This is a genomic window from Gemella haemolysans (assembly GCF_001553035.1).
Taxonomy (GTDB): domain Bacteria; phylum Bacillota; class Bacilli; order Staphylococcales; family Gemellaceae; genus Gemella; species Gemella haemolysans_B.
Window position 1 is genome coordinate 1 of sequence record NZ_KQ959972.1, and the last position, 16,441, is coordinate 16,441.

The 16,441-nt window shown below is 29.5% G+C and carries 13 protein-coding genes; 4 read left to right on the forward strand and 9 right to left on the reverse strand.

Annotated features, from left to right (window positions below; all coding sequences use genetic code 11):
* Positions 1-160 precede the first annotated feature (160 nt).
* From HMPREF3186_RS06310 to HMPREF3186_RS06320, 3 genes are all read left to right on the forward strand, one after another.
* Complete coding sequence (locus tag HMPREF3186_RS06310; protein ID WP_060914427.1) at positions 161-889, forward strand: metal ABC transporter ATP-binding protein; 729 nt, start codon at positions 161-163, stop codon at positions 887-889.
* Positions 882-1,715, forward strand: coding sequence for a metal ABC transporter permease (locus HMPREF3186_RS06315; RefSeq protein ID WP_060914428.1), 834 nt, complete (start codon positions 882-884; stop codon positions 1,713-1,715). The genes HMPREF3186_RS06310 and HMPREF3186_RS06315 overlap by 8 nt, the downstream gene beginning before the upstream one ends.
* Positions 1,716-1,930: 215 nt before the next feature.
* A complete protein-coding gene (locus HMPREF3186_RS06320; RefSeq protein WP_060914429.1) occupies positions 1,931-2,881 on the forward strand; it encodes a metal ABC transporter substrate-binding protein in 951 nt (316 codons plus the stop codon).
* Between the two features lie 48 nt (positions 2,882-2,929).
* Here HMPREF3186_RS06320 and HMPREF3186_RS06325 read toward each other — a convergent pair whose 3' ends face one another.
* The 3 genes from HMPREF3186_RS06325 to HMPREF3186_RS06335 are packed head-to-tail and all read right to left on the reverse strand — an operon-like array spanning position 2,930 to position 5,333.
* Positions 2,930-4,072 carry an FtsX-like permease family protein gene (locus HMPREF3186_RS06325; protein WP_060914430.1) on the reverse strand — a complete coding sequence of 381 codons (1,143 nt, stop codon included), beginning with the start codon at positions 4,070-4,072 and terminating at the stop codon, positions 2,930-2,932.
* A gap of 4 nt (positions 4,073-4,076) precedes the next feature.
* Positions 4,077-4,757: an ABC transporter ATP-binding protein gene (locus HMPREF3186_RS06330; protein ID WP_060914431.1), complete on the reverse strand. Its 681-nt coding sequence runs from the start codon at positions 4,755-4,757 to the stop codon at positions 4,077-4,079.
* Positions 4,758-5,333 (reverse strand): TetR/AcrR family transcriptional regulator, encoded by a 576-nt coding sequence (locus tag HMPREF3186_RS06335; protein ID WP_060914432.1) that lies wholly within the window; start codon positions 5,331-5,333, stop codon positions 4,758-4,760.
* 134 nt (positions 5,334-5,467) lie between these two features.
* Between HMPREF3186_RS06335 and HMPREF3186_RS06340 the strand changes: the two genes are divergently transcribed.
* Positions 5,468-6,379, forward strand: a complete 912-nt coding sequence (locus tag HMPREF3186_RS06340) for a TDT family transporter (protein WP_060914433.1) — start codon at positions 5,468-5,470, stop codon at positions 6,377-6,379.
* Between the two features lie 248 nt (positions 6,380-6,627).
* Here HMPREF3186_RS06340 and smc read toward each other — a convergent pair whose 3' ends face one another.
* From smc to HMPREF3186_RS06370, 6 genes are all read right to left on the reverse strand, one after another.
* Positions 6,628-10,182 (reverse strand): chromosome segregation protein SMC, encoded by a 3,555-nt coding sequence (gene smc, locus HMPREF3186_RS06345; protein WP_060914434.1) that lies wholly within the window; start codon positions 10,180-10,182, stop codon positions 6,628-6,630.
* A gap of 21 nt (positions 10,183-10,203) precedes the next feature.
* Positions 10,204-10,917, reverse strand: a complete 714-nt coding sequence (rnc, locus tag HMPREF3186_RS06350) for a ribonuclease III (protein WP_060914435.1) — start codon at positions 10,915-10,917, stop codon at positions 10,204-10,206.
* Positions 10,918-11,017: 100 nt separating this feature from the next.
* Positions 11,018-12,151, reverse strand: a complete 1,134-nt coding sequence (gene hemW, locus HMPREF3186_RS06355; protein WP_060914436.1) for a radical SAM family heme chaperone HemW — start codon at positions 12,149-12,151, stop codon at positions 11,018-11,020.
* Positions 12,151-13,968 carry a translation elongation factor 4 gene (gene lepA, locus HMPREF3186_RS06360; protein WP_060914437.1) on the reverse strand — a complete coding sequence of 606 codons (1,818 nt, stop codon included), beginning with the start codon at positions 13,966-13,968 and terminating at the stop codon, positions 12,151-12,153. Before lepA ends, hemW begins: the two co-directional genes overlap by 1 nt.
* A gap of 12 nt (positions 13,969-13,980) precedes the next feature.
* Positions 13,981-14,766, reverse strand: coding sequence for a RecX family transcriptional regulator (locus HMPREF3186_RS06365; RefSeq protein WP_060914438.1), 786 nt, complete (start codon positions 14,764-14,766; stop codon positions 13,981-13,983).
* A 242-nt stretch (positions 14,767-15,008) separates the two neighbouring features.
* On the reverse strand, positions 15,009-16,310 hold the full coding sequence (locus HMPREF3186_RS06370; RefSeq protein ID WP_060914439.1) for a YkvI family membrane protein: 1,302 nt from the start codon (positions 16,308-16,310) through the stop codon (positions 15,009-15,011).
* Positions 16,311-16,441: the final 131 nt, after the last annotated feature.

Consider the following 16,441-nt stretch of genomic DNA (forward strand, 5'->3'; position numbering starts at 1 on the left):
TTTTTCCATGCCCCGGATTTAGTATACAACCACTTTTTTCCATCATTTCTTAGATTTACTCATGATTTTTTTCTGAATACAAACAAAATTCACTTGACTTATTTTCTTTCCTAAGGTAAACTTTAATGTATACAATAAAATATGAAGGGAAGGGACAAGTATGATAAAGATAGAAAATTTAACTGTAACTTATAACCAAGCACCTGCCCTTTCTAATATTAATTTAGAAATTACAGGACCTGGTATTACAGGTATCATAGGGCCTAACGGTGCTGGTAAATCTACCTTAATAAAAGCCGTTCTACATATAATACCTTCTATAGGTAAGACAACAATTGATGATAAAGTTTCGAAAGAAAATCTTGACAATGTCGCTTATGTTGAACAAAAAATCAATATAGATTATAACTTTCCAATAAAAGTTAGAGAATGTGTTTCTCTTGGCTTATATTCTAAGATTGGAATACTAAAAAAATTAAAAAAATCTGATTGGCAAAAAGTTGACGACGCTTTAAAGTTAGTTGGTCTAGAGAAATTCTCTAATAGACAAATTAGTGAACTATCTGGTGGACAATTTCAACGTGTACTAATTGCTCGTTGTCTTGTTCAAGAAGCAAAATATATCTTTCTAGACGAACCATTTGTTGGTATCGATTCTGTTAGTGAAGAAATAATAATGAATACATTAAGAGAGCTTCGTGAAAAAGGTCATACAATATTAATTGTTCATCACGACTTAAGAAAAGTTCATTCTTATTTTGATAATGTATTGTTACTAAATAAAGAAGTCATTGCATACGGTGAAACTGAAAAAACTTTCACTAGAGAAAATTTAACAAAAGCATATGGTACCGACTTATTCTTTATGGGAGGTGGTACTAATGATTAAAGAATTTATCGATGGATTATATAGTTTTCATTTCTTACAAAACGCTTTGATTACCGCTATTGTTATTGGAATCGTAGCTGGAGCTGTTGGATGTTTTATTGTTCTTAGAGGAATGTCATTAATGGGAGACGCAATTTCTCATGCAGTTCTTCCTGGTGTCGCACTATCTTTTATATTAGGTATAGATTTCTTTATTGGTGCAATCGTATTTGGTCTATTAGCATCAATAATCATAACATTTATTAAAGGGAATTCTATAATAAAAAGTGACACAGCTATAGGAATAACGTTTAGTTCATTCTTAGCTCTAGGAGTTATCTTAATTAGTGTAGCGAAAAGTTCTACTGACCTTTTCCATATCTTGTTTGGTAATATTCTAGCAGTACAAGATGTAGATATGTATATTACTATAGGAGTTGGAGTTTTTGTTCTTTTAGTTATTAAACTATTTTTCAAAGAATTACTCTTGACTTCATTTGATGAACTATTAGCAAAAGCAATGGGGATGAAAGTTAATTTCTATCATTACTTACTAATGATACTATTAACTCTAGTGTCTGTTACTGCAATGCAAAGTGTTGGTACTATTTTAATTGTAGCAATGTTGATTACGCCAGCAGCAACTGCATATCTCTATGCTAACAGTTTAAAAACAATGATATTCTTATCATCTACAATCGGAGCAAGTTGTTCTGTATTAGGATTGTTTATAGGTTATTCATTCAATATAGCTGCAGGATCTAGTATAGTATTAACATCTGCTATTGTTTTTGCAATAAGTTTCTTTGTTGCACCAAAACAACGCTTTGTTAAACATAAAAAATAATAATTCAAGGTAATAATATACAAAGAATAAAGTAGTCTTAATCTAATTTAATATAATACCCCTTTAAATAAACTTATTAAAATAAAAAATACTTCCAAAGTAAGTTTATTTAAAGGTATTATTACGAGGTTTTAATTGATAATGATTATTATTAGTTATGTAAATCTATTTTGTTCTTTGTTTTACACAAAAAAATAATAAAGGAGGCCTATAATATGAAAAAATTAGGTTTTAAAAAATTAAGTTTTCTAGCGCTTATTTTCACACTAGCTGTTGGACTATTTGCTTGTTCTAGCGCTAAGCAAGGTTCTAGTTCTAACGAAGCTACTAAATTAAAAGTAGTAGCAACTAACTCTATCATAGCTGATATTACAAAAAATATCGCTGGTGATAAAATTGATTTACACAGTATCGTACCTATTGGTCAAGATCCACACGAATACGAACCGCTTCCTGATGATGTTAAGAAAACATCTGAGGCAAACCTTATCTTATACAACGGTATTAACTTAGAAACTGGTGGTAACGCTTGGTTTACTAAATTAGTTCAAAACGCTAAAAAAGAAGAAAATAAAGATTACTATGCTGTTAGTGAAGGTGTTGATGTAATTTACCTTGAAGGTCAAAACGAAAAAGGTAAAGAAGATCCACATGCTTGGTTAAACCTTGAAAATGGTATGATTTACGCTAAAAATATTGCTAAACAATTAGAAGCTAAAGATCCTAAAAATAAAGATTTTTACGAAGCAAATCTAAAAACATATTTAGAAAAACTATCTAAATTAGATAAAGAATCTAAAGATAAATTTAACAATATTCCAGCAGAGAAAAAAATGATAGTAACTAGTGAAGGAGCTTTTAAATATTTCTCTAAAGCATATAACGTACCTTCAGCTTACATTTGGGAAATCAATACTGAAGAAGAAGGAACTCCAGATCAAATCAAAACTCTAGTTGAAAAATTACGTAAAACTAAAGTACCTTCACTATTCGTAGAAAGTAGTGTTGATGAACGTCCAATGCAAACTGTATCAAAAGATACTAATATTCCAATTTATGAAAAAATCTTTACTGATTCAATCGCTGAACCAGGACAAAATGGAGATAGCTACTACAGCATGATGAAATGGAACTTAGATAAAATTTCTGAAGGTTTAGCTAAATAATTACTCCTAAAACAACTCCCTGTATAAATATACAAGGAGTTGTTATTTTTATTCCATCATAATTTTTTTAACATTTAAATCTTTTATCTTATTACTATAGTATAAAATAAAGATTTCATATATTAATACAAATGCTATAAAACTACCAATTACTGAAATTAAATCAAAGTTATATGTTGTTTCTCTATCTAATTTTTTAGATAAAACTTTTAGTAATGCTCTTATTAAAAAATACTGATAAACTGTTCCTACAGCAAAACCTATATATGCTACTACTCTATAACCTGATAATACTATTTTTGAACATTCACTTTTTGAAAAGCCCATAATATTTAAAATAGATATATTTTTTATATTACTACTAGCAATCACTTCTAATGAAATTAATAATATTGATAACGATAATATCACACCTATTACCATCATCATAATTCTTATTGTTCCATCAACAAAATCTCTCATACCAAATGCCATTTGAATCATTGAAGAAAAAGATAACGCAGCAAAAATAACAAAGAATAATAGGGTTTTATTACTAAATAATACTGTTGCTCTTAATTCTTTAAAAAAGTTTTTATATTGCCTAAATTTTCTTTTTCTAATTATTTTATTTGTTGAATTTATTTGTTTAAGTAAGTTGATCGTTGGTACATTTAAATTAAACATTACATACACAATTGATATTACTACATACAATAATGATGGTAATATAACCATTATTAATAAAAGTTGAGGATGAAAGTTCATTGTAAGTTCAGATAATATATTATCTGTATTCCTACTCTCATAAAATTTCGGCATAAACAAATGTGAACTACCATAACCTAATAATGAACCCAAAAATACTAAAAATCCAAAAATAGAAAACTTAGATGCTATAAAGCTATTACTATAACCTTGAGCTTTTAATATTCCAATTTTATGTTTAGAATCATCAATAAATTGTTTTATATAAAATATTAACATTACAGCTGCACTTATTGATAAGACTGTTCCTGTTATAATTATTACAAATTTAGAAACAATAAGCTGAGCATCATAAAACTTCTTCTGCGTTATATTAAATCCTGTAATATCTAGGACTTTCAAATCTAAATATAAGTTAGAAAAAAGTGTAGTTATAAATACTGCACAAAAACTTACTATCACTACTGCAATTGCTTTTCTTAAATCTTTTAACTGAACTATCATATAATTACCATCCTATCTCTTCTACAGATTTAGGTTTATGGTTTTCTACAATCGAAGTTATTCTACCACTACCTACATGAATTATCTTATTTGCAAGCTCAGCAATATTCTCATTATGAGTTACCATTATCATCGTAAAATGTGATTTATCTTTTAGTTTTAACAAGTACTCTAATATTTTTCTTCCAGTTTCCTCATCTAAAGCTCCTGTTGGTTCATCTAAAAATAGTACAGTTGGCTTCTTAGCTAATGCTCTCGCAATTGAAACACGCTGTTGCTCTCCTCCAGATAACTCATTAGGATATTTACTTAATTTATCTTCTAATCCTAAGTCCTTTATAATATCAACATACTCTTTATTATCCGCTAAATTAGCTCCTACTTTAACATTTTGTTCTACTGTTAAATTATTTAATAAATAATATTGTTGGAAAACAAATCCTATTTTGTCTTTACGAAACTTTGTTAATTGTTTTTCTGAGTAATCACTTATAGACTCATTATCATATACAACTTCTCCTGAATCTGACTTTTCTAAACCAGATAAAATATTTAATAATGTAGATTTCCCTGAACCTGAAGCCCCAAGTATAACAACAAATTCATTTTCATCAATTTTTAAATCTATTCCCCTTAAAACTTCTTGATCATTATATTTTTTCTTAATATTTTTTGCTGTAATCATTTAATTGATCTCCCTTAAATATTGTACTATTAAACTTTTAGCTACTTCTGCCATGTACTCAATAATTTCAGACGGTGTAAAATTATATATTCCAGTAACTGTTAATGTTGCAATACCATGACTATATATAAATAAGTGCTCATAAAATTTTTTTGCATTTTCTATTGAAATTTTATACTCTTCATCTATAGACTCAATTACTGATCTATATTCATAGTCTCTCATTGGAAGAAAATCTTTAAAACTTCCTACTTCTATACCTTTTTTCATAAATAACCACTGAAATAATTTAGGTTCATTTTTTGAAAATAATATATACTCTACTCCTAATCGTTTAAACGGACTATCATCTTTTAAAGCTAAATTAACTTTTTCTGAAAAAATATTTTCTGCAACAAACTTTGCTTCATCTTCTAAATTTTTCATATTAGAGAACAAACTAAATATTACTTTAGTAGATGACTCCAATTTTTTAGCTAATTCTCTTGCAGTTAATGCTTCTATTCCATTTTCTCTTATAAAGTCTATAGTTACAGTCAAAACCTCTTCTTTAGTAAATTTAAATTTTGGTGCCACATTCAAACCTCCACCGATAGGTAACACTTGTTTCTTATTGTAAATAATTTTTTATGAAATGTCAACAGAAAAATTATTGAATTATTACATGAAATTGTATACAATAAAAGTAGAATAAAAATTAGGAGTTATTTATGAATATAATTAAAAATTTACCTACACCAATTGCAGGTTTAGCATTAGGTTCTGTTGCATTAGGAAATTTATTACAACCATATTCTTCTTCACTACAGTTATTATTTAATCTGTTATCTTTGATAATAATTGTACTTTTAACTATTAAGTTTACATTAGGATTTGATGAACTAAAAAAAGAAATGAAAAATCCAGTTATAGCGACAGTACTGGCAACATATCCTATGAGCATTATGCTACTTGCTTCATTTTCAAAAAAATATATTGGACTATTAAGTATGCCAGTATGGATAATTGGTATCTTTCTTGATTCTTGTGTTGTTTGTTTAGCAATTTATAATTTTATTATAAAGGAAAGACATATACGTAATATCTATCCAACCTGGTTTATCACCTTTGTTGGGCCTGCTGTTGTAACAGTAACAGCAATAAATTATCATTTAGAAACACTGGGTTTAATTTATTTTTATTTTTCATATATTAACTATTTAGTATTATTACCTTTTGTTCTTTATAGAGTTTATAAGTATAAACATTATAATGATGGAGATTATCCTACTATTACTGTATTTTCAGCACCTGGTGGACTACTACTAGCCAGTTATATGATTGGAGTAACGCAAAAAAGTAATATAATACTAGCGATACTAATACCACTTACAATATTATTGTTTATATTTGTCTTAATTCAATTACCTTATCTACTAAAAAGAAAATTCTACCCTAGCTTTTCTGCTTTTACATTTCCATTAGTGATTTGCGCAATAGCATTTCAAAAAACTGGAATTTACTATCAAATAACAGAATTTTCTATTTTGAATATTTTAATTCATCTAACTGAATTACTGGCGCTAATCATTGTTATTTATGTATGGTATGGGTTTATTAAAAATTTATTTTATTCAAATTAACGTCAAAAAGACACGGTTAAGTTTAAACTTAATCGTGTCTTTTAACCTATTATAAAAGTTGACCCAAAAGATCTAAATTTTAAAAAAGTATATATGATAACTCATAGACGCAGTGGTTTATTGATATCTAAATTCGCTTTATAAAAGCTTTTTAGATATCTAATAAACTGTGCGGGGCTGACTCGACAAAATCTTCATTCTTAAGAAATCACGATTTTGTAAAATCACTCCCGTCTTTATTTCATATATTACTCCACTACCTCTTCAAAGTTCTCGATAACATCTTTCAACTCTAGTTCTAAGATATAACTAATACCTTTTTCTTGCATTGTTACTCCATATAAAGTATCCATAGCTTCCATCGTTCCACGTCTGTGCGTAATAACTAAGAATTGATTATGTTCAGAATAAACTTTTAAGAATTTAGCAAATCTATTAACATTTTCTTCATCTAGTGCCGCTTCCACCTCATCAAGAACTACAAATGGTGGATTTTTAACCTGCAATATCGCAAACAATAAACTTATCGCAGTTAAAGATTTCTCCCCACCTGATAATAATGAAAGGTTTTGAAGTTTTTTACCAGGAGGTGAAGCTTCGATTACTATCCCAGTATTTAATATATCATTCGGTGATTCCAATGTCATATCTGCATAACCACCTTTGAATAATTCTTTAAAGATTTTATTGAAATTCTCTGCTACTTGAACAAATGTCGTTAAGAAGCGTTCTTTTACTTCTTTATCAATCTCTGCAATAGTCTCTTCTAGTTTTTCTTTCGCTTCTACAAGGTCGGTAATTTGTTCATTATAGAAGTCATAACGTTCTTTGACCTCTTCGAACTCAGCAATAGCATTCAAGTTGATATTACCTAAGTCCACTATCTCTTTACGAAGTCTTACTACATCATCCTTATAAGAAGGTACTTCTTCAATATTTTCAGTAGTTAATCTGTTTGATACACTCTCATACGTTACATTATAGTTAGTAACAAGGTTCTCTAGATATTCATCGATTTTAACTTCTATCTTCGTCTGTTCTACAGTTAATTTTTCAAATTCTGAAGTTTTTTGACGTAGACTTTCGTTATTTCTTTGTTGAGCTACGGTAATTTCTTTTTCGCGTTTGAATAATCCTGTTTTTTCCATATCAAGATCTGATAATATTGTCTTAAGCGTTGTTAATCTTTCCCCACATTCAGAAATTATTTTAGAATTATTTTCTAATATCTTTTGCTCATCTTCCTCACTTAAAGACTCAGCATCTTTAGACATTTCTAATCTTGTTAGTTGTTCATTTACATCTGTTATATCAGCTAATAATGATTCTATTAACTCTAAACCATGCTTAGTTGTTTCCTCTAATTTTGATTTTTCAATCTTAAGCTCGGCAATTTTTTCTAAAAACAATTCTTCAGCACTTTGAGCATTTTGTTTCTTGCTGCTTTCTTCTTTAATTTTCTCATCAAGTTTTCGTAGCTCTACTCTAATTTGTTCAAGATTTTGAGTTAATTCAATAATATTACTTGAGTCAGCTTCATTGTCTTTAGATTCTAATAGTTTCTTCTCATTGAATTCAATATTTGCTTTTATATCAGTAATTTCAGAAGTTTTATGATTTACACTTAATTCTAATTGCTTAAGTTTTAAAATCGCCTCTTCTTTAACAGATTTAGAATTCAGAATTTCATCCATTACTTCTTGCTGCTGACTCTCTAATAGACTCTTCTCATCAGCTAATTTCTCGATTTTATCATTTACTTTTACAAGATTTTGTGAAAGTTCATCAAGTTCAGCTTTGTGTTTAATAGATGAATTATTATTTTTATTAATAGCTCCCCCAGTGATAGATCCACCACTGTTGATAATTTGTCCATCAAGGGTAATAATTCTATTCTTAAAACTAATTTTACGAGCTATTCTATTGGCGTTATCTATATTATCCACTATAAGAACAAGTCCTAATAGGTGAGATATTATATTTTTATACTTACTATCAACAGTTATAAGATTCTCAGCTATATTAATAAATCCCTCTTCATTTACAACTGTTCTATAAACATCACTCGCTATAGCTTTTGCTTTAATATTATTTAATGGTAAAAATGTAACTCTACCTTTATTAGTTTTCTTTAAGTGATTAATACACTCTTTAGCAACATTCTCATTTTCAACAATAATATTTTGTTGTGCCTGACCTAAAGCAATATCGATTGCAACAGCATACTCATTTTCAAATTTTACAATATTCGCTACACTATTGTGTACACCCGCTAGAGAATCTTTATTAGCAAGAATTTCTTTAACACCAATATTATAAAAGCTTAAATTATTAATCTGATCTTCTAAAAACTTCTTACGATTTTCCAGGTTACTCTTGAAGTTATATCCTGTACGAATTTGTTCTTCGATATTTTTCCCATTTGAATTAATTAAAATATTTTTTTCAACTAATATATCAAGTTCTTTTTGGAGATTAGCTAGTTGTTCATTTAGACCTTTTTGTTCTTCAGTAGCAGCTGTAAGCTCTTCTGTTTTTATACCTAAAACTTGTTTTTGCCTTTCTATGTTCTCTAGAATTTCTTTACTGTTTTCATCAGCACTCTCTAGATTTTTCTTAGCGAACTCTATACTATTTTCCAGTTTAGTTTCTTCGTTAATTAAGCTATAGTAGTTATCTTTTAACTCTTCTATATTTCTTTCAATTAATTCTAATTTACTCTCTTCACCTGATTCTAAAGAGGAGATTTCTTTATTAATCTTTTGAATTTTACTTTTAGTTTCTGCATTCAGATTTTCTCTTTCCACTAACTTACTCTCAAGGTTTTGTTTTCTTTCCTCAAGATATTTAATATCATCATTAATTTTTTCACTTCTAAGTGTTCTATTATTCTTTCTTTCCTGAATTACACTTAATTGCGATTGAAGAGACTCTTTCTTCTGAACTAATTCTAACTCTTCATCATGATATTTCATGTAAGTTCTATCTAGAGAGACTAAACTATTCTTAATAGTCTCTAAATCTTTAATAAGTTCTTCTTGTCTATTTTCAAGTCCAAGTTTTTCAGATTCTTTCTCATGTTTAACTTGTAGTAAATCTGCAAGTCTTTTTTGATATTCAGCAATATTATAAACATTTAATAATATATCTTTTTCTTCAAGTTCTTTAGAATAATCTAGATATTTTTGTGTTTTATTCTTTTGATCTTCTAAGATTTCATAACGACCTGAGATCTCTGAGAAAATATCGTTTAACCTCATTAAATTGTCATTTGTTTTTTCTAATTTTAGATTAGTTTCTTTTTTCTTATTTTTATACTTTAATATACCTGATGCCTCTTCTATAATTGCTCGGCGATCGACAGGCTTAGATGAAATAATATCTTCTACCTTACCTTGAGTAATAATACTATAACTCTCTTTATTAATACCAAGGTCTAGATACATATCAGTAATATCTTTTAATTTTGCACGTTTATTATCAATGTAATACTCACTATCACCATTTCTATACAAACGTCTTTTAATTTCACAACTATCTTCTCCGTTAGAAAATGTTACCGCTACTTCAGCAAAGTTTTTTCTTTTCGCATCTTCAGTCCCCGAAAAGATAACATCTTTCATGCTACTACCACGTAAATTTTTAGCAGATTGCTCCCCTAAAACCCAACGAATAGCATCAATTATATTACTTTTTCCCGAACCATTCGGCCCTACAACACCGATTAAATTATTTTTAAATTCAAATGTTGTCTTCTTCTGAAAAGATTTAAAACCAGTAACTTCAACCTTTGCTAATTTCATCTCTTTTTCCTTTCATTAATTTTAAATATCTTTATATCCAAGCTTTTCTAATGCTTGTTTTGCTGAAAGCTGTTCAGACTCTTTTTTTGTAGTAGCTGTTCCACTTCCATATTGTTTAGCACCAATTAAAACAGCACTTGTAAAAGTTTTAGAATGAGATGGTCCATTCGAATCTAGTACTACATACTCAATCTCACCCAATTTAATTTTTGAAATGTACTCTTGCAGAATAGTTTTATAGTCAACAAAACTATGATATTCAAGATCTTGAACTTCTGTAAATAACGTTTTATTTAAGAAAGTCTTTACAACTTCAAGATTTGACTCTAAATACATTGCCCCAGTAAAAGATTCAAAAATATCAGCGAGTAAAGCTGCTCGACTTCTTCCACCCATCTTTTCTTCACCTTTTCCTAGATAGATACATTTATCTAAACCAAGTTGCAAAGCATATTTAACCAATGTTTTTTCACAGACAATAGATGCACGTAACTTGGTAAGCTCTCCTTCAGGAAGCTCAGAAAATTTCTTAAATAAAAATTCACTTGTTGTAAGTTCAACAACAGCATCCCCTAAAAATTCCAAACGCTCATAATTCAGATGCTTCGCGATTCTTTTCTCATTAGTATAAGAAGAATGAGAAAATGCATTTTTAAAATTTTCACTGAATTTCAAGTTGAAACCATACTCTTCATTCAAATTATTAAGTAATCTTTCTATATATGTTCGCTCCATAATGGTTCTCCTTTCTTTTATTATTAGGAGAAACTCAATAATTTTACTTAAATTCATCAAGTCTCTCCCTTAAAATTATTCTCATTATTAAAATACGTTATTAATCCAATAAAAACTCAGAGAAGACCTCATTTCCATAGAATAATCCTTTTCTAGTTAAACGAAGTTTGTTACCTTCAATCTCTAAGTACCCTTCTCTTATGTTTTTATCAATTACACCTTTGAATATTTCTTCTGCTCTTTGTCCATATTTTTCTTCAAAAACATCTAAATCTACACCCCTTAAAAGACGTAGTCCTAAGAACATTTCCTCTTCGATTCTTTCCTTAGGTGTTACTGTATTTTCTTCACGTCTAGCATGTCCCTTCTCTAACATACTGTCGATATAGAATTTTAATGCTCCTTGATTTGCATAACGCACTCCATCAATATAACCGTGCGCTCCCGCTCCAAGACCATAATACTCTATATTTTTCCAGTAACTACTATTATGAACACTCTCATGACCAGGTCTAGCAAAATTACTGATTTCATACTGTTTATAACCATTTTCTGTTAAGAAATTAATAACCTCATTGTACATTTTCTCTTCAGTTTCATTCGAAGGCAATGTAACTTTCTTATCTCTCACCTGATTATAAAGCTTAGTCTTTTGTTCCAAAATTAATGAATAACATGAAATATGACTAATATTATATTCTGCAACCTTCTTCATACTATCATATAAGTCATCCATAGTCTGCTTCGGTAGTGAAAACATTAAATCTACATTAATATCCTCAATTCCATGTTTTTTACAATTAGCAATCGCCATATCTACATCATCAGCAACATGTCCTCGTCCAAGAATTTTTAACAACTCATTATTAAAAGTCTGAACTCCCATGCTAATTCTATCAACTCCGTAGCCCTTTACCAAAGCAACCCGAGAATCAACAAGATCCTCAGGGTTAGCTTCAAAAGTAAATTCACGCAGTTGTTGTGGAATTTTATTTCTTAATGCAGTTAGTAAACGATGAAGTTGTTCATCATTTAATGCACTCGGTGTTCCACCACCAATATAAATAGTTTCAACATTTTGAATGTTTTCCATACTCTCGATTTCTTTGATTAAGCAATCTATATACTTATCGACAGGTTGTCTTTGTATATAAAACTTGTTGAAATCACAGTATGAACAAATATACTTACAAAATGGAATGTGAATATATACTCCGCGTGGATAACTTTTCATTATTCTTCATCCATTTTCAGAACAGCCATGAAGGCATCTTGAGGAACTTCTACGCTACCAACAGCTTTCATTCTCTCTTTACCTTTTTTCTGCTTCTCTAATAGTTTACGTTTCCTACTAATATCCCCTCCGTAACATTTAGCAAGAACGTTCTTACGCATCGCTTTAATAGTTTCACGAGAGATAATTTTATTTCCAATTGCAGCTTGGATAGGAATCTCGAATTGTTGTTTTGGAATAAGTTTTTTAAGTTTTTCTACAATAACTTTACCACGTTGGTAAGCAAATTCTCTGTGAACGATGAAACTTAAAGCATCGACTTGTTCACCATTTAATAGAATATCCATCTTAACTAGGTTACTATCTTTGTATCCTGTTAATTCATAGTCAAATGATGCATATCCTTTTGTATTAGATTTAAGTTGATCGAAGAAATCAAAGACGATTTCAGATAAAGGTATATCATAAGTAATATTAACCCTTGTATCATCGATATATTCCATATTTAAGAAGATACCACGTTTCTTCTGACAAAGATCCATAACAGCACCTACATAGTCATTTGGTACCATAATGCTAGCCTTAACGAATGGCTCAGTTATCTTATTGATTTTTTGTGGATCTGGCATTTCTGATGGGTTTGAAACGTCTACCATAGTTCCGTCAGTTTTCTCAACTTTGTAAATAACCGATGGTGCAGTTGCTATGATATCAATGTTAAATTCACGCTCGATACGCTCTTGGATAATTTCCATGTGTAACATTCCTAAGAATCCACATCTAAATCCGAATCCAAGTGCTTGAGAAGTTTCCGCTTCATATTGTAACGCAGAATCATTAAGTTCTAATTTTTCTAACGCTTCACGTAAGTCATTATATTTTGATGAATCAATTGGATATAATCCACAGAATACCATTGGATTTAATTTTCTATATCCAGGTAATGCTTCTTTAGCAGGATTATTCGCTAATGTGATTGTATCCCCTACACGAGTTTCACTTACATTTTTAATAGATGCACAAATAAATCCTACATCCCCTGCAGTAAGTTCATCAACGATTTTTTCTTTAGGTGTGTGAATACCAACTTCAGTTACCTCGAACACACCACCAGTAGCCATCATCTTAATCTTATCTCCAGCTTTTACAGTACCGTTCTTAATACGAACTGAAACGATAACCCCTCTATATGCATCATATAATGAGTCAAAGATTAGTGCTTGTAGTGGCTCAGCAGCATCTCCAGACGGTGCTGGAACGTATTCTACGATTTGTTCTAAGATTTCGTCAATACCAATACCCGCTTTAGCAGAAGCTAGTACGATATCGTCTGTTGGTAATCCAATTACATCTTCAATCTCAGTCTTAACCTTCTCAGGATCTGCAGCAGGTAAGTCGATTTTGTTAATAATAGGAATAATTTCTAAATTATTATCTAGTGCTAAGTATACGTTAGCTAAAGTTTGTGCTTCAATTCCTTGAGCAGCATCAACTACTAAAATAGCCCCTTCACATGCTGCTAGAGAACGAGATACTTCATACGTGAAGTCTACGTGTCCCGGTGTATCTATTAAGTGGAAAATATACTCTTCCCCATTTTTAGCAGTGTATTGTAATTGAACTGCATTAAGTTTAATTGTAATACCTCTTTCACGCTCAATATCCATTGAGTCAAGAAGTTGTGCTTTCATCTCACGTTGTTCTAACGCCTTTGTTTTTTCTAAAATTCTATCCGCAAGAGTCGATTTCCCGTGGTCAATATGTGCAATTATAGAAAAGTTCCTTATTTTCTTTTGCCTTTCGTTTCTTTTATCCATTTTATTCTTCCTTTACAAATCTTGTTTTTCTACGTAGTCTTTAGCTGTATAATATGAAAAACCATCCCTTATTAGCTTTTCAATCAGCTTTTGTTTAAGTGCATACCCTTCGTATCTGCGACTATAACTTTGATAAGCTCTTCTAAAATGCTCATCCAATATTTCATCTTCATTTTCATCCTCATAGTCTTCGAAAAATATGTCAAACACCTTTCTTATTATATCAGATGTAAAGCCATTTGTATAAAGTTTTTGTGTTATTTTTTGAACTTTTTTATTTTTCGTTTCTCTTCGTACCTTATATTCACGTTCAATAATTTTATAAAGCATTTCTATCATTGCTTCTTCAGTACAAATCTTCGCAATATTTTCTTCAATAACGTCTTTATCTAAGCCTTTTTCTAATAGTTTTCTTTGTATCCAGTAAGGACCTTTTAAATTAAGATTAAAATAATCTGTTACAGCAGCTTCTACATAGTGATTATCATTCAAATAACCAATTTCTATTAACTTCTCTATTGCCTCATCAATAACATTATTAGCAATCTCTTTCTTCTGAAGATATTCTCTTATATCCTGCTTAGTTCTAAGACCAAATTGTAAATAATGTACAGCCTTACTATAGGCACTTTCTATACTCTCGTGAGCTATGATTTCTTTAAGCTGTTCCCTAGTTAAATCTATTTTTTTTATAAGTCCATACTTAATTATCGTATCTTCAGAAACATAAAAATGTTTACCATTTTCTAAATCAATTTTATACTTAACTTTTAGCTTTGTTATATTTGTAACTTGCAAATTTACACCTACTTTCTACATTTCTCGCCAAAAAACTCTTACCTTTAATTTTATCAAAAATCACATAAAAAAGGAAATGTTAGAAAAAAGATTAACGAAATCTAACTAGTACAAAAAAATTAGTTTCGTTAATCATTTCCTTTTTATTTACTCTAAATTTATATCTAAACCCAAATTATAAAGTTAAATACAAAAAATTCTAGATAAATAAAAATCTTCTTATCTATCTAGAATTCATGTTCTTAAAGTTTATATTTAGGATCTTTCTTTCTTAGCTCTAATTCTTTATCTGCGAATTCCTTTACATCATATTCACTATCGATGATTTCTTTAGCATATTCCTTTACATCAGCTTTTAAAGACTCTCCTTCTACAACAGAATCTTCACTTAAATTATCTAAGATAGCTTGATCTTTTTTAGTAAATTGTCTATTATCATCATGTTTTTTTATTGCTAATCTTATCATTTTACGACGTAAAAATGTTTCCTTCACTATATCTTGATGACTTCTTGTCCATGATAAAAATAATACAAATAATAATACGATACCCATATATCCTAATGCGGGATACGCATAAGAAATTAAGTCTTTGAACCCAGCAAAACTACATAAATATCCAACAACAACTATTATAATTATATTAATTTTCAACTTCTTATCATCATTTGAAGAAAAACGTTTCGCTGTTGCATAAAACAAACTAAAAGCAGTATTAAAGATTAAAGCAAAAATAACTAATGCATAAAAAACAGCCAACCACGGATTAATATCCTTTACAATTTTTAATATCGGTATTTCAGCATCTATTATATCAGCACTATTAGCAAAAAGAGTTGCTGTTGCGAACAGAATTAAAATCCCTACCATTATACCGCCAAGAGCTCCACCTTTTTTAGCAACACCTATTCTTACGACTGAGCCACCTAGAACAAATGCCATAGACACACCAGTTAACACGCAAAGAGAGAAGTAGTTAATTACAGATATCCAAATATTTGGCATCGAAGATGGAATAGTTTTAGAAACTTCATCCAACATACCATAATCATAACTCTTTCCTACAAATGTATAAATTGTTATTAACAATATCAATACAAACACTATCGGAGTGAAAATCCCTAAAATACTAGTTATCTTCTCAAAATCCAAAAATGCCACAATTACTATCATAACTGCACAAAGAAGCGCTCCAATCCAATTCGATATTCCAAATTGTTGCTTTAAATTCGCTCCAGCACCAGCTATCATAACAAAACCTATAACAAAATTAGAAATTATTAAAGTCCAGTCTATTATCTTATTTAAAATTGGTGTAGTTATTTCTCCAAAAACTTCTTGGTGATTATCAGCTTGATAATAAGAGCCTAATGTCAATATAATTTTCCCAAAAATCATATTCAAAATTCCTAAAACTACAACACCAATTAATCCTATTCTACCAAAACTTAAAAAGTATTGTAGAATATCCTGTCCGGATGATAAACCCGCCCCAACTATCACACCAACATAAGCTAGTGCTATTCTTAATGATTCATTTTTCATTTTTACCTACCTTTCTTGCTATATACTACTTAGAAATATCTTTTATTATGGGAGTGACTCAAAAATCATGATTTCTAGAAACAAGATTTTGTCGAGTCACCCCGCACAGTTTATTAGATATCTAAAAAGCT